18 protein-coding genes, 1 tRNA gene and 1 other annotated feature are annotated in these 19743 nt (G+C 36.9%); of the genes, 14 read left to right on the top strand and 5 right to left on the bottom strand.

What is annotated here, in order from left to right; translation table 11 throughout:
• Positions 1 to 2 precede the first annotated feature (2 nt).
• Positions 3 to 1472 (top strand): MDR family MFS transporter, encoded by a 1470-nt coding sequence (locus AC6UDE_RS04745; protein WP_500696770.1) that lies wholly within the window; start codon positions 3 to 5, stop codon positions 1470 to 1472.
• A gap of 2 nt (positions 1473 to 1474) precedes the next feature.
• Here the strand turns inward: AC6UDE_RS04745 and mnmM are convergent, their stop codons facing one another.
• Complete coding sequence (mnmM, locus tag AC6UDE_RS04740; protein WP_500696769.1) at positions 1475 to 2044, bottom strand: tRNA 5-(aminomethyl)-2-thiouridylate-methyltransferase MnmM; 570 nt, start codon at positions 2042 to 2044, stop codon at positions 1475 to 1477.
• 87 nt (positions 2045 to 2131) lie between these two features.
• Positions 2132 to 2325: a binding site (T-box leader), on the top strand.
• A gap of 62 nt (positions 2326 to 2387) precedes the next feature.
• On the opposite strand from mnmM, the gene leuS reads away from it, so the two are divergent.
• Together leuS and AC6UDE_RS04730 are read left to right on the top strand one after the other, a co-directional pair.
• The gene (gene leuS, locus AC6UDE_RS04735; RefSeq protein WP_500696768.1) at positions 2388 to 4805 is read left to right on the top strand and encodes a leucine--tRNA ligase; all 2418 of its coding nucleotides are present in this window, start codon (positions 2388 to 2390) and stop codon (positions 4803 to 4805) included.
• A gap of 73 nt (positions 4806 to 4878) precedes the next feature.
• Positions 4879 to 6561: a putative polysaccharide biosynthesis protein gene (locus AC6UDE_RS04730; protein WP_500693626.1), complete on the top strand. Its 1683-nt coding sequence runs from the start codon at positions 4879 to 4881 to the stop codon at positions 6559 to 6561.
• Between the two features lie 43 nt (positions 6562 to 6604).
• On the opposite strand, the gene AC6UDE_RS04725 is transcribed toward AC6UDE_RS04730, so the two are convergent.
• Positions 6605 to 7429 (bottom strand): NAD(P)H-hydrate dehydratase, encoded by an 825-nt coding sequence (locus tag AC6UDE_RS04725; protein WP_500696767.1) that lies wholly within the window; start codon positions 7427 to 7429, stop codon positions 6605 to 6607.
• A gap of 110 nt (positions 7430 to 7539) precedes the next feature.
• Here AC6UDE_RS04725 and pepV point away from each other — a divergent pair, with 110 nt between their 5' ends.
• Complete coding sequence (gene pepV / locus AC6UDE_RS04720) at positions 7540 to 8943, top strand: dipeptidase PepV (protein WP_500696766.1); 1404 nt, start codon at positions 7540 to 7542, stop codon at positions 8941 to 8943.
• Positions 8944 to 8979: 36 nt separating this feature from the next.
• Here pepV and AC6UDE_RS04715 read toward each other — a convergent pair whose 3' ends face one another.
• A complete protein-coding gene (locus AC6UDE_RS04715) occupies positions 8980 to 9612 on the bottom strand; it encodes a deoxynucleoside kinase (protein WP_500696765.1) in 633 nt (210 codons plus the stop codon).
• Between the two features lie 169 nt (positions 9613 to 9781).
• Between AC6UDE_RS04715 and AC6UDE_RS04710 the strand changes: the two genes are divergently transcribed.
• The 3 genes from AC6UDE_RS04710 to AC6UDE_RS04700 are packed head-to-tail and all read left to right on the top strand — an operon-like array spanning position 9782 to position 11601.
• Positions 9782 to 10456 (top strand): CPBP family glutamic-type intramembrane protease, encoded by a 675-nt coding sequence (locus tag AC6UDE_RS04710; protein ID WP_500696764.1) that lies wholly within the window; start codon positions 9782 to 9784, stop codon positions 10454 to 10456.
• Positions 10457 to 10470: 14 nt separating this feature from the next.
• Positions 10471 to 11097 carry a hypothetical protein gene (locus AC6UDE_RS04705; RefSeq protein ID WP_500696763.1) on the top strand — a complete coding sequence of 209 codons (627 nt, stop codon included), beginning with the start codon at positions 10471 to 10473 and terminating at the stop codon, positions 11095 to 11097.
• A gap of 3 nt (positions 11098 to 11100) precedes the next feature.
• Complete coding sequence (locus AC6UDE_RS04700; protein ID WP_500693632.1) at positions 11101 to 11601, top strand: phosphatidylglycerophosphatase A family protein; 501 nt, start codon at positions 11101 to 11103, stop codon at positions 11599 to 11601.
• A 31-nt stretch (positions 11602 to 11632) separates the two neighbouring features.
• On the opposite strand, the gene AC6UDE_RS04695 is transcribed toward AC6UDE_RS04700, so the two are convergent.
• The gene (locus AC6UDE_RS04695) at positions 11633 to 11860 is read right to left on the bottom strand and encodes an SH3 domain-containing protein (protein ID WP_500693633.1); all 228 of its coding nucleotides are present in this window, start codon (positions 11858 to 11860) and stop codon (positions 11633 to 11635) included.
• Positions 11861 to 12448: 588 nt separating this feature from the next.
• On the opposite strand from AC6UDE_RS04695, the gene AC6UDE_RS04690 reads away from it, so the two are divergent.
• From AC6UDE_RS04690 to AC6UDE_RS04680, 3 genes are all read left to right on the top strand, one after another.
• Positions 12449 to 12685 carry a hypothetical protein gene (locus AC6UDE_RS04690; protein ID WP_500693634.1) on the top strand — a complete coding sequence of 79 codons (237 nt, stop codon included), beginning with the start codon at positions 12449 to 12451 and terminating at the stop codon, positions 12683 to 12685.
• Between the two features lie 297 nt (positions 12686 to 12982).
• Complete coding sequence (locus AC6UDE_RS04685) at positions 12983 to 14254, top strand: BspA family leucine-rich repeat surface protein (RefSeq protein WP_500696762.1); 1272 nt, start codon at positions 12983 to 12985, stop codon at positions 14252 to 14254.
• A 104-nt stretch (positions 14255 to 14358) separates the two neighbouring features.
• On the top strand, positions 14359 to 15204 hold the full coding sequence (locus AC6UDE_RS04680; RefSeq protein WP_500696761.1) for a glycosyltransferase family 8 protein: 846 nt from the start codon (positions 14359 to 14361) through the stop codon (positions 15202 to 15204).
• Positions 15205 to 15315: 111 nt separating this feature from the next.
• On the opposite strand, the gene AC6UDE_RS04675 is transcribed toward AC6UDE_RS04680, so the two are convergent.
• A tRNA-Leu gene (locus tag AC6UDE_RS04675) sits at positions 15316 to 15399 on the bottom strand.
• Between the two features lie 131 nt (positions 15400 to 15530).
• On the opposite strand from AC6UDE_RS04675, the gene AC6UDE_RS04670 reads away from it, so the two are divergent.
• From AC6UDE_RS04670 to AC6UDE_RS04655, 4 genes are all read left to right on the top strand, one after another.
• Complete coding sequence (locus tag AC6UDE_RS04670; RefSeq protein ID WP_500693637.1) at positions 15531 to 15989, top strand: MarR family winged helix-turn-helix transcriptional regulator; 459 nt, start codon at positions 15531 to 15533, stop codon at positions 15987 to 15989.
• 210 nt (positions 15990 to 16199) lie between these two features.
• Positions 16200 to 17747 carry a UDP-N-acetylmuramoyl-L-alanyl-D-glutamate--2,6-diaminopimelate ligase gene (locus AC6UDE_RS04665; RefSeq protein ID WP_500696760.1) on the top strand — a complete coding sequence of 516 codons (1548 nt, stop codon included), beginning with the start codon at positions 16200 to 16202 and terminating at the stop codon, positions 17745 to 17747.
• Positions 17737 to 18993 (top strand): carboxylate--amine ligase, encoded by a 1257-nt coding sequence (locus AC6UDE_RS04660; RefSeq protein ID WP_500696783.1) that lies wholly within the window; start codon positions 17737 to 17739, stop codon positions 18991 to 18993. Before AC6UDE_RS04665 ends, AC6UDE_RS04660 begins: the two co-directional genes overlap by 11 nt.
• Before the next feature lie 4 nt (positions 18994 to 18997).
• Positions 18998 to 19711 carry an aspartate/glutamate racemase family protein gene (locus tag AC6UDE_RS04655; protein WP_500696759.1) on the top strand — a complete coding sequence of 238 codons (714 nt, stop codon included), beginning with the start codon at positions 18998 to 19000 and terminating at the stop codon, positions 19709 to 19711.
• Positions 19712 to 19743: the final 32 nt, after the last annotated feature.

Genomic DNA, 19743 nt, shown 5'->3' with positions numbered 1-19743 from the left:
ATATGAAGGGTAAAACAAACGTTAAAGTTGTGACAATTGCATTATTTGTTGCCACATTTATGAGCGCAGTTGAGGGAACCATTGTTTCGACGGCAATGCCCACGATTGTCGGTGATCTTCATGGGGTGTCGTTGATGAACTGGGTTTTCTCAATTTTTCTTTTGACAAATTCAATTGCCACCCCAATTTATGGGAAGTTAGCCGATCAATTAGGTCGTAAATCGGTTTTTATATTTGGTCTGGTGGTCTTTGTTATTGGCTCCATGTTGTCAGGAATGTCCAATAGTATGGGAACATTGATTTTATGGCGAGCAGTTCAAGGAGTCGGTGCAGGAGTAATTATGCCAGTATCCTTTACCATTATTGCTGACATGTATTCTTTTGAAAAACGAGCTCAAGTGGTTGGTTTAAATGGATCAGCGTGGGGAATTGCCTCAGTGGTTGCGCCGTTACTAGGTGGATTTTTGGTTGACAATCTTTCTTGGCACTGGGTTTTCTTCATTAATGTTCCGATTGGAATTTTGACGATTATTTTGATTGCATTATTTTTACACGAACCAAAACGCAAGATTGAAAGTAAGATGGATCTACCTGGCGTCGTCTTAATCGCGATTCTTTTGTTTTCGGTTATGTACATGTTCCAAGTCTTAAGTGAAGCTCCAATCAATTGGATAATGGTGGTTGGATGTTTGGTGGTCGCAATTATCAGTGGATTTTTGTTCTATCGGCAGGAGAAAAAAGCAACTGATCCACTAATTCCAATTCAGATGTTTAAAAGTCGGACATTTGTCACCCAGAATTTAATTGCGGCTCTGATTAGTGGTTTTATTTTTGGATATGAAGTTTATTTGCCGGACTGGACTCAGGGAATTTTAGGATTAAAAGCCACGATGGCTGGCTTTGCGATCACTCCCAGTTCCGTTCTATGGCTGGTTGGTTCTTTTATTTCGGGAAAAATGATTCTGAAGTACCGGCCACAACAAATTATGAACTTTAGTTTGGCATTTGTTTTGCTAGGAGCAATTTGTATGGTCCTACTTCCGATTACTACGCCATTTTGGGTTTTCTTTGTTCTTTCAGCCGTTTTAGGAACTGGCTTTGGAATTACCATTACTACTTCCACCGTTACGGTTCAAAACGAGGTCTCACCAGAACACGTTGGAGTAGCTTCTTCATTCAATACTCTGAGCCGGACCCTTGGTCAAACAATTATGATTTCTATTTTTGGAATTGTGATGAACACCTCGATGGCAAAAGGAGTTAGTGAACATCCAGGGACTAACTTAAAAATGATGAATACACTAATTAATCCCCAGACGGCGGTTAATTTATCCAAAAAAGTTCTGCCCGTACTGCATGAGATTCTTTACAGTGCCATTCATCATATCTTTATTTTGGCTTTATTATTAGTGATTTTATCGTATGTTGTGAACTGGTTTGACCATAAAAACACGCAAAAGAAAACGAACTAACATTACTTAGCTCGTTTTTGAATTGCCACTAGGATTGGTGGATCATTGATTTGATTGATAAATTGATATTTTAAAACGTGGTACCTATGCTGATTGAGACTACTAGCAAATTTTAAAACCTGCTCCTTTTCTTCTTTGCCGCCAGCGTGACCATAGTACAGTACTAAAATGATGATTCCGTTGGGAGTTAAACATTCAAGAATATCACTAATAGCTTTAATGGTGGTTTTGGGTTTTGTTATGATTCTTTTGTCACCAGTGGGAAGGTATCCTAAGTTGAAAATTGCGGCCGCAATTGGACTGTTCTGAACGTATTTCTTAACGTTTTCATGCCCATCAAGAATAACTTGACATTGTTTTTGCTCACCATATTTCGTTAAGCGTTGTTTGGTAGCTAAAACGGCATTCGGTTGAATATCAAAACTAAAAACATGGCCGTTTTTACCAACGAGTTGAGCTAAATAAAGGGTATCGTGGCCTAGTCCGGCCGTTCCATCGATTACGGTTTCACCTGGTTTAACAATTTGTTTTAGTAGAGTATGGCTAAAATTTAATGCTGATTGTAGTTTCATTTGAAACACCTCACTGATTATTATATCAGTTGTTTGTGATTAACTTGTTTTTTTGGATAAAATTTGGTAGAGTTTATTTAATCATATAATATATCATGTAGGTGAAGTATTAGATTGTTTTATTTTTCAGAAACCAAGTGGGTGATGCAAACTTGGAAATAGAATGATTGAACTTATCATCGAAGTTTTAACCGAATTAAAAGTTAAACGTTTTTCCGCGTTATGGAATCAAGGGTCTCTTATGAGAAATTTAGGTGGTACCGCGGAACCTCGTCCTATAGAATTGTTTTTCTATAGGCTTTTTTTATGGTGATTTTTAATGAACTAATAAGGAGTGAATTTGATGGCTTACGATCATTCAAAAATTGAAAAGAAATGGCAAAAGTATTGGGATGATCACCAAACTTTTAAAACCAGTGATAAACAAGAGAAAGATAAATATTACGTGCTAGACATGTTTCCTTATCCATCAGGTCAGGGGCTTCATGTCGGTCATCCAGAAGGTTACACTGCCACTGATATCATGGCGCGCTTTAAACGGATGCAGGGTAAAAATGTCCTTCATCCAATTGGATGGGATGCCTTTGGGCTGCCGGCAGAACAATATGCGTTAAAGACCGGTCACAACCCACGTGATTTTACGAAGAAAAACATTGACAATTTTAGACGTCAGATTAAATCGCTTGGATTTTCTTATGATTGGGATCGTGAAGTCAATACTTCGGATCCTAATTACTATAAATGGACTCAATGGATTTTTGAAAAGTTGTACAAAATGGGATTAGCCTATGAAGATGAGATTGAGGTTAATTGGGCTCCTGATTTCATGGGTGGAACCGTTGTTTCAAACGAAGAGGTTGTTAATGGAAAAACTGAACGTGGTGGTTATGACGTTTACAGAAAACCTATGAAACAGTGGGTTTTGAAAATCACTGCCTACGCTGACCGTTTGCTGGATGATCTTGACGATTTAGACTGGCCTGAAAGCATTAAACAAATGCAACGAAATTGGATTGGCCGTTCCGTTGGGGCTAGTATCTCATTTGATGTAAATGAAGAAGATGAAAAGATCGAAGTCTTTACTACTCGTCCTGATACTATTTATGGGGTGTCTTACCTGGTGCTTTCACCGGAAAGTCCGATTGTAGATAAAATTATGACACCAGAACAAAAGGCCGATGTAGAAAACTACCGGGCTAAAATTGCCTCTAAATCAGATCTTGAAAGAACTGATTTAAACAAAGATAAATCGGGAGTATTTACTGGAGCTTACGCAATTAATCCTGTGAACCAAAAGAGAATTCCAATTTGGATTGGTGATTACGTTCTGCCAAGTTACGGAACCGGTGCAGTCATGGCCGTCCCCGCTCATGATCAACGAGATTTTGATTTTGCTAAGAAGTTTGATCTGCCCATCCTTCCAGTGATTGAGGGTGGTGATGTTGATGATGCACCTTACACGGGCGATGGGGTTCACATTAATTCCGGTTTTCTTGATGGATTGAATAAAAAACAAGCTATCGATAAAATTATCGAATGGTTAAGGGATCATCATGCTGGTAATAAAAAGGTTAATTATCGATTACGTGATTGGATTTTTAGTCGCCAACGTTACTGGGGTGAGCCCATTCCAGTAATTCACTGGGATGATGGCACAACTTCCTTAGTTCCAGAAGACCAGTTACCATTACGGCTTCCTAAAGCGGCTGACATTCAACCGTCTGGAACCGGAGAGAGTCCGTTAGCCAATCTTACTGACTGGGTGAACGTGACAGATAAGAACGGTCGTCATGGTAAGCGCGAGACTAATACGATGCCACAGTGGGCCGGCAGTTCATGGTACTACTTGAGATACGTTGATCCTCATAATGATAAAATGATTGCTGATCCAGAAAAATTGAAGTACTGGCTTCCAATTGATTTGTACGTCGGTGGTGCTGAACACGCTGTTCTTCATTTGTTGTATGCGCGGTTTTGGCATAAGGTGCTCTATGATTTAGGGGTGGTTCCGACAAAAGAACCGTTCCAAAAATTAGTTAATCAAGGTATGATTCTTGGTACTAATCATGAAAAAATGTCAAAGTCCAAGGGAAATGTAGTTAATCCCGATGACATTGTTAAACAGTACGGTGCTGATACGTTGCGCTTGTACGAGATGTTTATGGGACCACTTTCTGAATCTAAACCGTGGAATACCGATGGAATTGTTGGTGCCAACCGCTGGATTAAACGAGTTTGGCGCTTGTACATGAATGATGATGACACGGCAAGTGATGTGATCGTTGATGATAATGACGGAAAGCTTGATAAGGTTTATAACCAAACCGTTAAAAAGGTGACTGATGACTTTGAAAATATGCGTTTTAACGTTGCCATTTCTCAAATGATGGTTTTCATCAATGATGCATATAAAGCACAAAGGTTACCTAAAAAGTACGCGGAAGGGTTCATTAAACTTCTTTCACCAATTACGCCACATGTTGCTGAAGAATTGTGGCAAAAGTTGGGTCATGATCATTCCATTGAACTTGCCAAGTGGCCAGAAGCTGACGAAAGTAAGTTAAAAGAAGACCAAGTTGAACTGGTGGTTCAGGTTAATGGAAAAGTAAGAGGTCACATTAAAGTTAGCGTGGATGCTGGGAAGGACGAGTCTGAAAAAGTTGCTTTAAATGATGAAAATGTTAAATCATTCCTTGATGGAAAGACTGTTAGAAAGGTAATCGTCGTTCCAAAGAAAATTGTTAATATTGTTGCAAATTAAGCTTGAATAAATTTGAAATTATTTTTCGAAATGGTTAAAATTTATATTTGTAACGTGAAAGTAGGGGAAATTTGTGAACAACGATTTCGAACAAGATGAATTAGAAAAAGAAGAAATTGAAGATAGTGAAAGATCACAAGGTAAGATGGTTAAAGGATCAGCCTGGATGACCATTGGAAGCATCCTCTCACGAATTCTTGGTGCCATTTACATCATTCCTTGGCGATTGATTTTTGGAGCGTCATTGTTTCCGCTTGCCAACACGTTGTATACCATGGGTTACAACATTTATAGTGAGTTTTTGACAATTGCCATTGCGGGGATTCCGTCGGCGGTTGCAAAAGAAGTGGCCCATTATAATGCGTTAAATGAGTATGGGGTAAGTGCGCGACTTTATAAGAAGGGAATTACCCTTTCGGTTATTACCGGAGTCGTTTGTGCACTTTTAATCTATTTTTTTGCTCCAATCTTAGCTGGTAGTGGGGGTAAAAATGCGGTTCCGGTGATTCGTTCGTTAGCATGGGCCGTCCTAATTATTCCTGCGATGAGTTTAACTCGTGGATATTTTCAAGGCTTCCAACAGATGGCTCCGTCAGCAATGTCACAATTTGTTGAGCAACTCGCGCGTGTCATTTACATGTTGGCTTCAGCCTTCTTCATTATGATCGTGATCCACGGAAGTTGGGTAACCGCCGTTACCCAGTCAACTTTTGCCGCCTTCATCGGTGCTATTTTTGGTTTTTTAGCACTAGGATGGTATTACTGGCGACGACGTGATCATTTTCAGGGGCTTATTGCTTCAAGTGATAACGCTATTAACGTTAAGACTAACGATCTTTATAAAGAAATTATTAGTCAAGCGGTTCCGTTTATTATTCTTGGTTCTGGCATTACCATTTTTCAATTAATTGACCAATATTCCTTTTTTAGTATTATGCGTTGGGCAACTAATTATACTAATACTAATTTACAGTATATTTATGCTATTTTTGCGGCTAATGCGAATAAATTGATTATGATTGTGGTTTCGTTAGCTTCCGCCTTGGCAATTACCGTAGTTCCGTTGCTTTCTGAAGCCCGAACCAAAGGTGACATTCATTCAATTAGTAAGCAACTTAGTAATGCGTTAATTTTATTTGAATTTGTCATGCTTCCTGCAGCTTTAGGGATGGCAGCTATTGCTGGTCCGATCAACCGAACCTTTTATGGAACCGCCAATATGGATTTAGGAGCGGACATTTTAACGTTTTCTGCTATCATTTCAATTAGTCTAGGCTTGTTTACGGTGGTTACCGCATTAATGCAAGGAATTTCTGAAAATAGACGAGCAGTTAAATACTTTGTGGTTGGAATTGTAATTAAGTTAGTTGCGCAAGTTCCTTTAGTTTACTTCTTTGGAGCTTTTGGAGCCTTAATGGCAACCGCAGTTGGATTTACAGTTGCTAACTATTTGATTGTGCATTCCTTAAGACATGAGTTTGGATTGGAAATGAGTAGTATTAAATCTAATTCTGTTAAAATTTTAGCGTTTGCTTTGATCACATACTTTGTGGCCTTAATTGTAGTTTATGGAGCTAACTTCTTGTTTGGGATGGTAGTCAATTACAATAGTTCACTAATCAGTTTGTTTGTTTCGATTTTGGCTACGTTAGCTGGTGGATTTGTGTACCTATTCTTGGTACTTAAAAGTCGGGTAGCTGATAAGGTCTTAGGAAATAAGATGCAAAGTGTGAGGAAGTTTTTACACATTCGATAAAAAAAGAAGATCCAGTCAGGATCTTCTTTTTTATAAGTTAAATTCATGCTTCGTGTTCATGCATGAAGCGTGGAAGCTGTTGTGAGATTTGATGAGGGAGAACTACATATTGAGTGGCTGCTAGTTCATCGGCAATTGCACTGTGGGAATAAACGGCTGCTAAAACAGCATCAACCTCGTCGTCAAATTGGGCAACGAATCCACCGATAATTCCTGCAAGAGTATCACCCATCCCTCCAGTTGCTTGAGCAGGCGTCCCAGTCGTATTTTGGTATACTTCATCTGGGGTATAAACCTGAGTACGATCAGATTTAAGAACGACAATCCCACCAATTTTGTCGCGGGCTTCTCGGTTACGTGCCTCAGTTTGATCGGCCATTTTAATTCCGGATAAACGTTGCCACTCCATTTGATGCGGGGTAAAAATTAATTTGGCTTGTGGTAATTTTAACCCACGTTCAGCGATCATCGTGATGGACGAACCATCAATTAAGAGGATTTGATCAGGGGTGACATTATCAAATACGGTTTCCATAATTTCACAACTATGATCATCGGTCCCAAGCCCAGAGCCAATGGTAATAACTTTCATAGCTTTAATGAGTTGAACCATTTGATCAGTGTCGTTATAGTCTGCAAACATTGCTTCGGGTAGCCAAGAGTGGAGCGCACTTTGATTCGTTGGATCCGTGATAGTAGTTGTGAGTCCAGCGCCAGAGTAAACTGCTCCAAGCGAACTCATTATGATTGCACCACCAAAGTTTTCGTTTCCACCAACTAAAGCGATTTTACCGTAAGTTCCTTTAAAACTATTTTTGGGTCGAATGCGGATGGTTTTAGTTAGAATTGATTTATCAATTTTCTTCATTTTGTTCACCTCGAATGCATTATATCATGCGTTGGTTGAATGTTGTCCAAATGAGTTGTTACTTTCTTGATTATGTTAGAATAAGGAATAACTAAGTAGGAGGGTATAACATGGCAATTGACTGGAAAGATAAAGCACAAAATTACAAAGATGATTACTTAAATGACTTAAAAAAATTGATTTCAATTGATAGTTCGAGGGACTTGGAGCACGCAACGGACGAATACCCATTGGGCCCAGGTCCAGCTCATGCATTACAACAGTTTCTCTCTTTTGGTGATCGTGATGGGTTTACCACTAAAAACATTGATAACGTAGTGGGATATATTGAGTATGGTTCAGGCGATGAAACCATGGCAATTTTGTCACATGCTGATGAGATGCCCGGTGGCGCAGGTTGGGATTCCAATCCATTCGAACTAAAGCTTGAGGGTGACAATGCAATTGGTCGAGGAGTTTCTGATGACAAAGGACCAGGACTTGCCGCATATTATGGATTAAGAATGCTTAAAGATGCAGGGATTCAACCGAAGGTCAAAATTCGCTTGATAATTGGAACGGACGAAGAGTGTGACTGGACTGGAATGAAACGCTATTTTGAGGTTGAACCAGACCCTTCATTTGGATTTTCGCCAGACGCCGAATTTCCCTTGATCAATGGGGAAAAGGGTAATGTGACGCTTGAAACGCATTTTGCTTCCAATAAAAGTGATGGTGAGAACACTCTGATGCATTTTAATGCCGGATTGCGTGAAAATATGGTACCACGTGATGCAGAAGCTGACGTTGTTGCTGCGGATGTCTCCAAAATGGCCGATGAATTTGAAAAATATTTAGATAGGGTTCCCGTAACTGGAAGCTATGAAATCGAAGGGAACAATATTAAAATCAGTGTAGTGGGGAAAGCAGCCCATGGAATGGAACCTAAGAACGGTATCAATGCTGGAACCTATTTAGCTGACTTTTTGGTTGATTATAGTTTTGATACTAGTGGTGCTAATATCCTGAACTTCATCGACGAAAAACTGCATGATGATTCTCGTGCTCATAAATTGGGGCTTAATTTTACTGATGATGTGATGGGGGAACTAACCATGAACGTCGGTCTAATGAATTTTGATCATGAAAATGGTGGGATGGTTAACACTAACTTTAGGTATCCAAAGGGGATTACGACTGATAAAATTTTAGCTAAAGTTCAAGATGCCGCTGATCGGTTTAACGGGTCAACCAAACAAATTTCGCAAATGGTGCCCCACTTTGTTGATGCAGACGATCCCATTGTAAAAACCTTAATGGGTGTTTATCGCGATCAAACTGATCAGGATGACGCTCAACCAGAAGTTGTTGGTGGTGGTACGTATGCGCGAATGATGAAACGTGGGGTTGCCTTTGGAGCACTTTTCCCAGGAACAGAGGACACGATGCACCAAGCTAACGAATACACACCTGTTAATGATTTGATTTTGGCAATGTCGATTTACGGTCAGTCAATTTATGAATTATCTAAGTAGGACAAAAAAACTTTGAACGTCATGTTCAAAGTTTTTTTATCGGATCGTTTTTAATTTTTCATCAATTTTTTCCAATACCTTAGAGACGTTTTGGGGATCTTCTAGATCGTATTTTTGAAGATTGATTTTCATCTTAGGACTGACGTTATATTCGTCATACCATTTTTGGTAAGCTTTCCACATTTTGTAATAATATTCTTCTAGTCCTGGATCGTTGTCCCATTGTTCATAGTCACGACCACGCTTTTTGATTCGGTATAGAATGGTGTCGAAATCGCTGTAGGCATAGACTAAAAGGTCAGGACTTGTTTTTGGAAGCTCTTTAAGTTCATCCATCATATTGTCAAGTAGCTTTAAATAAACTTCTAATTCAACGTCAGAAATATTTCCCTCAGCATTATTTTCTTTGGTGAAAAGAGCGTCTTCGTAAATAGATCGATCCAACACGTTGTTGTCTTGTTTTAACGCCTTTTTAATCATCGAAAAGCGTTTATTTAAAAAGTATATTTGAAGTAAGAAACCATACTGTTTTGGATCTTTATAATAAAGTGGCAAAACAGGATTGTCTCCTACTGGCTCGTAGAAGGGCTCTGTTCCATAATGTGCGGCAATTTTTCCCGTTAAGGTTGTCTTACCGACACCAATCATTCCAGCTGTAATAATCACCATGCTTAGCTCCTCTTTTAGTTTAATAACGTCTTTTAGTATATCATTTCGAATCAGTTAGGTTAACGATGGATTTGAACACTAATTTTCCTTCTTTGTTTCAGACGTTATTATTATGGTATTCTATGTTAGTGGAAAAATTTGGAGATGAATTGGATTAATGAAGTGGGAAATGAGTTTAATTAAATTTTTGAAAAGAGCCGTTGTATTTATTGGACTAATTTTTTTGATTTTTGCGGTTCAAGTACCAGTTCAAATGATTGGAATTCACGATTATCATGGATTCAAGGCTTTTCTTTATGGAGCCGCTTACATTGTTATTTTTCTTGTCGTAATTAGTTTAGCGCTATGGGCCTATCGGAGTGTGTACAGACAACGAAGTCATCGGCTTACTGGTCACGATTTAAAGATTATTTTATTGTCAATCTTTAGCTTTTTTGTTATTGAGATTGTGCTTCAAGTTTTAAATAAATTGATTTTTAACCAACTGGGAACAAAGAATAATAATGCCATTTTAAGTCTTTTTCAAAGTAACATGACGGTGTTGGTCTTGATGAGCTTTTCGGCGATTTTTTTATCCCCAGTGTTAGAGGAATTGGTGTTTAGAGGATTTTTTATTAATGCCTTTTTTAATCAAAATGCGTTTTGGCTGCCAATTGTTTTTAGTGGGTTACTTTTTTCTTGTGGTCATATGAGTTCTAACGTGATTAGTTTTATGATTTATGCTATTTTGGGAATGATTTTAGCGTATGTATACAAGAAAACGGGGAAAATTGAAGTTTCGATTGGGGTCCACTTTTTAAATAACCTAATTGCAACCGGATTTATGCTAATGGCAGTCTTATAGTGGTGGAGTGAAAAATGGACGTAGTTGAATTTAATTATTTTAATCAATTAAAGAATCAATTAATGGCGGCTGATGAAGAGTTGGAGCAGCTTAAAAAGCAGTATTTACACTGGATCATGAATCTTAATCAACTCAAAAATGATTATGACGTGAACACAATTGATGAATTAGCTAGTGTTTTAAACGATGGGGATGACGATCAAAAGTCAGAGGATTTAAAAAATGCCTTACTCAATAATGATAAGGATTATTTGTTGAATGGGATGAAAGAGTTGAATAATACTGACTTTCAGAAGTGTAACGTAATTAATCAACGAATTCATAATTTAACTCAAAAATTACGTGAAGTTGAAGTATTTTATAAGAATGTCGTTATTCCGATAGTTAACGAGATGAAGAAGAGTAAAATAATAGATGTTATTGGCGTTTCAAGTTCTAGAAATAGTAGTGACGTGGTTTTGAACTTTAGATTTTTATCGAGTTTTGCCGAATTTCAAAGAGATTTTCATAAAGAGATGTATGTTGATGCAATTATAAAGGGTCATCTTAAGGATAAAAGTGTAATGACAATGATGATTACTCAAGATAATTATCCAAACGAATACGATATGACCCTGACGAAAGATATGGAGGAAGATTAACTAATGGTAGATCGAGGAGACTATAAATATCCTGATACTCAGGCGTATAATTTTGTGCTTAAGCGACTGAATGAACATGGAGTAACGATTAAAGATATTGCACAGATTGCAATTGATTTACAGAAAAAATATTCAAATGTTCCTGATTTAGACTATGTTTGTGGGATTGTTAATGATATTTTGCATAAAAGGGAAGTATTGAATAACGCAATGGTAGGGCTTGAACTGGATCGTTTAGCACAAGATGGCGAGTTAGAAGAGCCACTTGAAAGCATTGTCTCTCATGATTTAGGGGTGTTTGGCGTTGATGAAACGTTGGCACTTGGAATTGCTTCAATCTATGGGACGATTGGGGTTACTAATTATGGTGAAATTGACACTAATAAAAATGGAATTGTAAAAGAACTCGATACAAACGGTCAAATTGTCAATACTTTTATTGATGATATTGTTGGAGCTATTGCTGGCGCTACTGCCGCTAAAATTGCACATGATAATGCTTAAAAAAGGTCCTCACAAAAGTGAGGACCTTTTTTTAGTTTGACTTCTTTACTGCTTTGATGCATTTTGAATTAAACCTGAATTCATCATGAATACTGGTTGATTCACCAACGTCATGTCTCACGACTTTTAACCAATCGTCTTGGTTATCACCTAAGCCAGTTGGGTTAACAAATGTAACTTCGACTAAATCGCCAACTTCATAAGGAAGATTTTTATCGTATTCAACTAAATTATAAGTTTCATAAGCTTTTGTTTTCATATTATTTCCTCCATTGGTTAATTATATCAAATTATGTTTTAATCGCTAAAATTATGCAGTAAATTTTTGTCAATAAAGCGACTGATTGGTTATATTATATAATAATAATTATTATATTATGAGACAAAAGTGAATTAATAATTAGGATAAATACTGATATCAAGGTATTATAATTATGTTTTGTGAAATTTAAGACTCTATTGTCGTTGTTTTTAATAAAGTTTATAATCTAAATTGTGAAGTAAGCAGTAAGAGATTCATAATGAAATATTGAATGTTGAGATTAAAAATAACTAGACAATTTTGTGAATGCTAATGTAGGAAATAGTGTTCACGTGGTGTTAGAAAGTGTGAGAAGCTTTTAACACCGTAATTAATACTGTCATAAATGATAAGTTGGTGGAAGATAAGTGTTATTGAGTACGTGAAAAATCATTTAATGATAGCCTATGTCTTGTTATAAGATTTGAAATTAAAACAACTATGCGAATTTATTCGTATTTCAATATGATGAATACTCTGAAATACCATTTAGGTCATGCTACTTCGTAGTATGACCTTTTTTGATGGGAAAGGAGGTGAGTCATAATGAAGGAGTTTAAACTAGTAGTTCCAAGTACAGATCGAAGCGTTCGGCTTAGTGGTAGAACTATTTACTATTACAGTATTGGAAATAAAAACAATTACTCCGTTGTTTTTCCATATGATGCCGAATATTTGAACTTACCGAACGGGAAAATGGTTTTTCGCTCGATTACAGACGATTATTTTGGCAAGGCCACAGATGGTAGTTCTTATCACGCTACTATTCGTCTAAACGACTAGTTATTGTAGAGCCAGAAGCTAATACTTCTGGTTCTTACATAGACTCCAATGATTTTTATTGGCATGGTGATAGTTTAATCAATGTTTTTATGGATAGATTATAACTATATAAATCCAATGATATAGATTTATAGAAACTAAAAGAGGGAATAATAACGCACATTATTATTCTCTTTTTACATAATTAATGTAATTATTATGGTATTTTTTTCACATGATAAAGCATAAATGTTGACATGACGGCATTTATGGCCTACTTTAGAAGTGTAAGGAAATATAAGAGAGTGAGATGATCTAATGAAAAAGGTAATTAAGGGAGCATTAATCGCAGGTGTGACCGTTGGTTTATTCTTTGGCTTGCAGATGAATAGTCCAGCAAATCACACTGAAACTACATATGCAGCAGCAACGGATACTAAGGAAGTGACCTCACAAGCTAGACCTAGGATTTCTAAATTAAGATATGATAGTGGTACGTGGGGACAGGTCAACTGGAACTATAATGAGATCAATCGGACTTTAACGTTGAGCGGTAAAGATAAAACCTTGGGAACCTATGCATATTCACAACTTGGAGATTTACGTCAGGCTTTAAATGATGCGCAAGTTATTAATATCCAAGATAAGATGTATGCCCCATCAAATTCTGATTATCTTTTTTCTCAATCGGCAGATGATGACCCACTCCACCAAGGCAATCAAGGTTTAAAAAACCTGCAAACTATTAATGGTCTCGATAAATTGGATACATCAAAAGTATCTGGTATGGATTATATGTTTAATGGTGATACAGCACTAAAAAGTATTGATGTCACTCACTTTGACACCTCAAATGTTAATCGTATGAGACTGATGTTTGGTGCCGATATTCTTCTTAAAGACATCGACGTCAGTCATTTTGACACTTCTAAAGTTATTGATATGAGTTCAATGTTTGTTTATGACTATGCTGTTAAAAACATTGCCGGTTTAACGAGTTTTAAAATTAATCCTAATAATCGTAGTTTGAGTAATATGTTTCAGGATGACCATCAGTTACAAAGCCTAGATTTAACTAGCTTCGATACTCAGGCAGCTTCTAAGGGTAAATATAATGGATTGTCCGCTTTCATGAAGGGTGATAATAATCTTCACCAAATTAAGTTAGGTGATAAGACAATCTTAAAGGCTCCTGATGCACCTGGTGCAGGTCCAATTATTCCAGAACCGGTAGTAGGTACCCAGTTTGTATTTGACGGAAAAGATTACACTGTTAAATCACCCAATTGGATGAACATTGATAATAACAATCAATTGCAGAATAATTTAAGTCTTGCAGATGGGCAATCACATCCCGGTAATTGGATTTGGGCAACCAACTACAATGTCCCTTCGATTTCCATAACTGAACAAGTTAATTTTGTAAATAAAAAGGGGCAGTACGTGAATGCAACTTCAGTTACTGGTATCCCAGGTGAAAAGCAAATTTTAATTGCTCCAACTGGATATCGATTTGAGAATAATAACGCTACCATTACCATTGGAAGTAAAAATGCGACGGTAAACGTTGTTGTTGTTCGAAATAGATAGGTCATAAAGTGGTCCACTTTTATAAATATCGCTACGAAAATTAGTGATACTTATTTTTACAAGTGGCCAAATAGTTTCAAATATTTTTGAAGGAGATAATGTGTATGATTACGATTGCATCTACTACTGATAACAATATGGCGATACCGCTGGCAGTCAACTATTCGTCAATATTGAACCGTAATAAGAAGTCAAGCTTCACGTTTTACGTTGTTAATGATCATTTAAGTTCCAACAGTGCTGATTTGTTAAAGGCCCTGGAAAAAGTCTACGACAACTGTAAGGCAATTAACTTTTTGCAACCCAACACCGCTGCATATAAGGATGCTAATGTAAAATCTCCGGATAGTGCAATTAAGGAAAACACTTACTATCGAATTGAGATTCCTGAAGAAGTTCATGAACCTAAGATCCTTTATTTGGATGCTGACATGGTATGTGTGGGTGATATTTCAAATCTTTTTAATACCGATCTTGATGGCAATATTGTTGGTGCCGTTGAGGACTCTGGCTACGTTGATCGGTTAAAAAAGATGCACGTTAGTGATGCACCGGGTCAGTATTTCAATGCCGGATTGTTACTAATTGATACAGAAGCTTGGAATGATAATGATACTTCTGAAAAGGTTAGAAGGTTGGCAATTAATAAACCTGATATGCTGAAGTATCAAGACCAAGATGCTCTAAATGCCATTTTTAATGGACACTGGAAGAAACTTGACCCTAAGTATAATTTGCAAAGTCATTTAGTTAAGGGTGAGAGTGGATTAAATCCTATCCCAGAACGTCGAGCAGCTGAGGCAGACGCACTTAAGCATCCTGTGATTATTCATTACACTAATTTTGATAAGCCATGGATAGTTAAAAATAACCATCTTCATCCATTACGCAATTATTATTACCAAGCTAAGAACCAATTAATTTACGATCTAGGCGATTATATTAGATAAAAAGTAGTGAGAGAGTGGACAATTGTCCACTCTTTTTGTTTACATAATTTAATTACTATTAATGAAAAAAGACGATATCAATAAGCTTGATAACGTCTTGTTAGTAACGAATGCCCGAGATGAGATTCGAACTCATACTCAGTAAACTGAACAGCGACCTGAACGCTGCGCGTCTGCCAATTCCGCCACTCGGGCAATTACTACCTTTCAATCATACAATAAAAATGTCGTAAAATAAACACTCAATTTTGTGGTATCCTTGTATTTATTATTTAATTGTGTAAAATATAAGATAGTACAAGAGTTTTTAGAAAGAAGAGATTATAATGGTTGAACCACGTAAGATTGAAAGCCAATTGTGCTTTGGAATCTATAATACAAGTAAAAAGTTTAGTCGGTACTACCAAATCGTTTTATCTCCATTTAATTTAACTTATCCACAATACATTACCATGTTGGTGTTATGGGAACATGCCCCAATGACCGTTCGTGAGCTTGGATCTTACTTAGACTTAGATAGTGGGACTCTAACCCCGTTGTTAAAACGGCTTGAAAAGCAGGGATGGGTGACAAGAACACGTAGTCATAAAGATGAACGAGTTGTCATCGTTGATACTACAGAATACGCTAAGGAACGTCGTGATAAAGTATATGAACACGTTAATCAATGTTTTTCTGTTTTGGATATGAGCCAGGATGATATTGAAAAATGTTTGAAGATGGTGAATGCAGTTGGTGACCGATTGGATAATGTTAGTGAACAAAAATTAAAAGATGTTAAGTAGTAAAAAAACATTCTGTGTGAACTGGAATTAATTTAGTTTACGCAGAATGTTTTTTATTATATTAATTTATGTTTTCATTATTGGTTTTGAGTTAGTCATTATCTCTTTCTTTTGGTAGAATTGTCTAGGAGTAAATTAAAAACAAAATTAAAGTCCGAATGATTTATTTGGATTTCCATTACAAAAATTAGCGGAATGGAGCTGAATTTTTTGTCACTAAGCATTCAAGAAATTAAAAATATTCTTCGTGAACATGACTTATTAAAATCAGTTAATCAGACTAATGATAATGATTTTAACTATGTTAGTTATGATTCACGAGACATAAAACCGAAAACCTTATTCTTTGGAAAGGGAAACTTTAAGCCTGAATTTGTTACGTTAGCAAAAAAGGCTGGAGCAACTGGAATCGTGTGTGAAGATCATTTATCTGAAAGTAACGGAATGAATGAGATTTTGGTTACTAACATTCAAAAAGCAATGTCTTTGATCTCTGCTGCATTTTTCAATTATCCACAAGACGATTTGTTCATCATTGCCTTTACGGGTACTAAGGGGAAAACGACCTCTTCATATTTCACTCGGGATGCAATTAGGAAGGCGAGTGGGAATAAAACCGCCTTATTTTCAACTATCAATACCGTGGTTGGTAATGAACCAGATCAAACATTTAAGTCACATCTAACTACTCCAGAATCACTAGATATTTTTAAGAATATGAGATCCGCTGTCGATAATGGGATGAAATATCTCATTATGGAAGTTTCGTCTCAGGCATACTTAAAAAATCGGGTTTTTGGATTAAAGTATAACGTAGGTAATTTTTTAAATATTTCTCCCGATCACATTGGGGAAAACGAGCATCCGACTTTTGCAAACTATTTGCACTGTAAAGAACAACTCTTGGTTAATTCAAATAAGTGCATTTTGAATGCCGATTCAGACCACCTGATTGATATTTATTATGCTGCCAAAACCACAACTGATCCCCAAAATATTTATTTGTTTGGTAAAAAGGGGACGACTCCACAACTTGAAATCGACCTTGATTTCACGTACGAGCCAGTTTCAGATAGCTTGACTGATAACGATATTCAATTAAGTTCCATTTCTGATAAAGCTAAAAAGTTAGGCTTAGACGGAAATTATCGCATTGGTATTCCAGGTGATTACAATGAATCCAATGCAACCGCTTCGATCATATCGGCTGGACTTGCTGGCTTTAAACGTGGTGATATGTTAGATGGTTTGGCAGGAGCAAAAATTCCTGGAAGAATGGAAATCTTTAAGTCTAAAAACCATGGGAACGTTCATGTGGATTATGCTCATAATTATGCTAGTATGAATGCATTACTAGGATTTTTAAAACGACAAGACCCTAGTGGAAAAGTTATTGTAGTGGTTGGAAGCCCGGGCAATAAGGGAATTGACCGTCGAGAGGGATTTGGCAAGGCGTTGACTCAAAATGCCGATGTAGCGTTTTTAACTACTGACGACCCCGCTTATGAAGATCCCATGAAGATTGCAAAGGAAATTGATAGTCATATCGATCATGATAAGGTTGACGTTCATTTCGAAATGGATCGTGAAAAAGCCATTAAAAAGGCCATTAATTTTGGTAAACGTGGAGATATTATTGTAGTAGCGGGTAAAGGACGCGATCCTTATCAAAAGATTAATGGTGTTGATACACCTTATCCAACCGATTCGGTTATCGTGGAAGATTACTTGGAGGGTTTAAATGGTAATGATAAATGAGAAAGTTCCAGATTTCACTCCGATCTTACTTGGAAGTGACTTTAATGTGTACGGGATGGCGCGTTCTTTCTACGAGTTGTATGGTAAGCGTGTCAAGGCTTATGCCCAGGAACGATTAGCCCCCACAAGATTTACCAAAATTGTGGATCTGACGTTTATTCCCGGCTTTAGTGAGGATCCAGTATGGTTTGAAGAGATGAAAAAGTTAAAAAAGAAGTATGCCAACCACAAAGAACCGGTCATTTTAATTGGATGTGGGGATGGTTATGCTGAGTTAATTTCTAAACATAAGAAAGATTTAGAAGATGTCTTTGTCTGTCCATACGTTGATTATTCGTTAATAAAACAACTTAATAGTAAAGAAAATTTTTATAAAATGTGTGATAAGTATGGAATGCCATATCCTGGCACCAAAATTATTTCCAAAAGCAATTTTGAAGATAACGACTTCGATCAACCATTTGATTATCCAATTGCACTTAAACCAACCAATAGCGTGGAATGGTTGGATATCCGTTTTGAGGGAAGAAAGAAAGCTTTTACCATTAAAAGTGATGCCGAGTATCGTGACATTGTTTCAAAAATTTATAATAATGGTTATACTTCAGACTTGATCGTCCAAGATTTCATCCCAGGTGATGACAGCAACATGCGGGTCTTAAATGCTTATGTTGACAAGAATCATCACGTGAAGATGATGTGTTTAGGCCATCCCCTTTTAGAAGATCCTGCACCGTCTGCAATTGGTAACTACGTCACGATTATTCCTGACTTTGATCAACGGATTTATGATCAGATTCAACAGTTTTTAGAGTCGATTGAATTTACTGGTTATGCTAATTTTGACATGAAGTATGATGTTAGAGACGACACGTACAAGTTGTTTGAAATTAATTTGAGACAGGGACGCAGTAGTTTCTTTGTGACCTTAAATGGATATAACCTTGCTCAATGGGTGGTTCGTGATTACGTTCAAGATGACCTAGCGGACCAAAAGACAGTGTATGCCAATCAAGATCCAAAGAAATATTATTTATGGTTAGGAGTTCCCAATCGTGTTTTTTGTAAGTATGCTAGAGATAATGAAGATAAAAAGAAGGCGGAAGAGCTGATCAAAAAAGGTCAGTGGGGAACGACTTTTTGGTATAAAAAGGATGAAAACTTCATGCGTTGGCTACTTATGAAATGGATGGACCATAATTACGCAAAAAACTTCAAAAAATATTTTCATATGAATAAGGAATAAGATAATGAAAAAGTTTTTCACAATTATTGGTGGGATGGGGACCCAAGCGACTGAGAGCTATGTTCATTTACTAAATCAACGGACCCCAGCTCACTGTGATCAGGATTATTTAAATTATATATTAGTTAATCATGCGACGGTTCCAGACCGGACGGATTATATTACTGATCCAGAAAATAATCCGAGTCCACTAGTGCCACTTGAAGAAGATATTAAACAACAGAGCAAACTGGGACCAGAATTTTTTGCGTTACCATGTAATACTGCCCATTATTTTTATGATCAGTTACAGAGTATGACGGATGTTCCAATTTTGCATATGCCTAGGTTAGCGGTAGCCGCAATTGCTAAGAAGTTTCCACACGCTAAAAGAGTGGGGCTAATTGCCACTAAGGGAACTCTAAAGGACAAGGTATATGATAAAGAAATTACTAAAGCTGGATATGAAGTTGTGCACCCTACCGCTGAAATTGCGGATGAAACGATGGATTTAATTTATAAAGGTGTTAAGGAGCAGGATTATGTCGATCCAAAATTATATCATCATATTTTAAATCAAATGGTTAATGAATTGGATAGCGATGTGGTGATTTTAGGTTGTACTGAGATTTCGGTAGCAGAAGAACGAGCTGGTAATCATGATTACCCTGTGATTGATGCGCAAGCGGAGCTAGTTGATGAATCAATTCGATTAGCTGAAAAAATGCAAAAAAAATAAATCATCCAAGTGATTGGATGATTTTTTAGTAG

Source organism: Fructilactobacillus sp. X2R5C3 (genome assembly GCF_059901325.1).
The sequence above is the reverse complement of the archived record's forward strand: the minus strand, read 5'-3'. Positions and strand labels throughout refer to the sequence as shown.

Excerpts from the sequence above, each read along its gene's own strand:
- AC6UDE_RS04745 (WP_500696770.1), top strand. The coding sequence starts at position 3 with ATGAAGGGTAAAACAAACGTTAAAGTTGTGACAATTGCATTATTTGTT.
- mnmM (WP_500696769.1), bottom strand. The coding sequence starts at position 2,044 with ATGAAACTACAATCAGCATTAAATTTTAGCCATACTCTACTAAAACAA.
- leuS (WP_500696768.1), top strand. The coding sequence starts at position 2,388 with ATGGCTTACGATCATTCAAAAATTGAAAAGAAATGGCAAAAGTATTGG.
- AC6UDE_RS04725 (WP_500696767.1), bottom strand. The coding sequence starts at position 7,429 with ATGAAGAAAATTGATAAATCAATTCTAACTAAAACCATCCGCATTCGA.
- pepV (WP_500696766.1), top strand. The coding sequence starts at position 7,540 with ATGGCAATTGACTGGAAAGATAAAGCACAAAATTACAAAGATGATTAC.
- AC6UDE_RS04715 (WP_500696765.1), bottom strand. The coding sequence starts at position 9,612 with ATGGTGATTATTACAGCTGGAATGATTGGTGTCGGTAAGACAACCTTA.
- AC6UDE_RS04710 (WP_500696764.1), top strand. The coding sequence starts at position 9,782 with ATGAGTTTAATTAAATTTTTGAAAAGAGCCGTTGTATTTATTGGACTA.
- AC6UDE_RS04705 (WP_500696763.1), top strand. The coding sequence starts at position 10,471 with ATGGACGTAGTTGAATTTAATTATTTTAATCAATTAAAGAATCAATTA.
- AC6UDE_RS04700 (WP_500693632.1), top strand. The coding sequence starts at position 11,101 with ATGGTAGATCGAGGAGACTATAAATATCCTGATACTCAGGCGTATAAT.
- AC6UDE_RS04695 (WP_500693633.1), bottom strand. The coding sequence starts at position 11,860 with ATGAAAACAAAAGCTTATGAAACTTATAATTTAGTTGAATACGATAAA.
- AC6UDE_RS04690 (WP_500693634.1), top strand. The coding sequence starts at position 12,449 with ATGAAGGAGTTTAAACTAGTAGTTCCAAGTACAGATCGAAGCGTTCGG.
- AC6UDE_RS04685 (WP_500696762.1), top strand. The coding sequence starts at position 12,983 with ATGAAAAAGGTAATTAAGGGAGCATTAATCGCAGGTGTGACCGTTGGT.
- AC6UDE_RS04680 (WP_500696761.1), top strand. The coding sequence starts at position 14,359 with ATGATTACGATTGCATCTACTACTGATAACAATATGGCGATACCGCTG.
- AC6UDE_RS04670 (WP_500693637.1), top strand. The coding sequence starts at position 15,531 with ATGGTTGAACCACGTAAGATTGAAAGCCAATTGTGCTTTGGAATCTAT.
- AC6UDE_RS04660 (WP_500696783.1), top strand. The coding sequence starts at position 17,737 with ATGATAAATGAGAAAGTTCCAGATTTCACTCCGATCTTACTTGGAAGT.
- AC6UDE_RS04655 (WP_500696759.1), top strand. The coding sequence starts at position 18,998 with ATGAAAAAGTTTTTCACAATTATTGGTGGGATGGGGACCCAAGCGACT.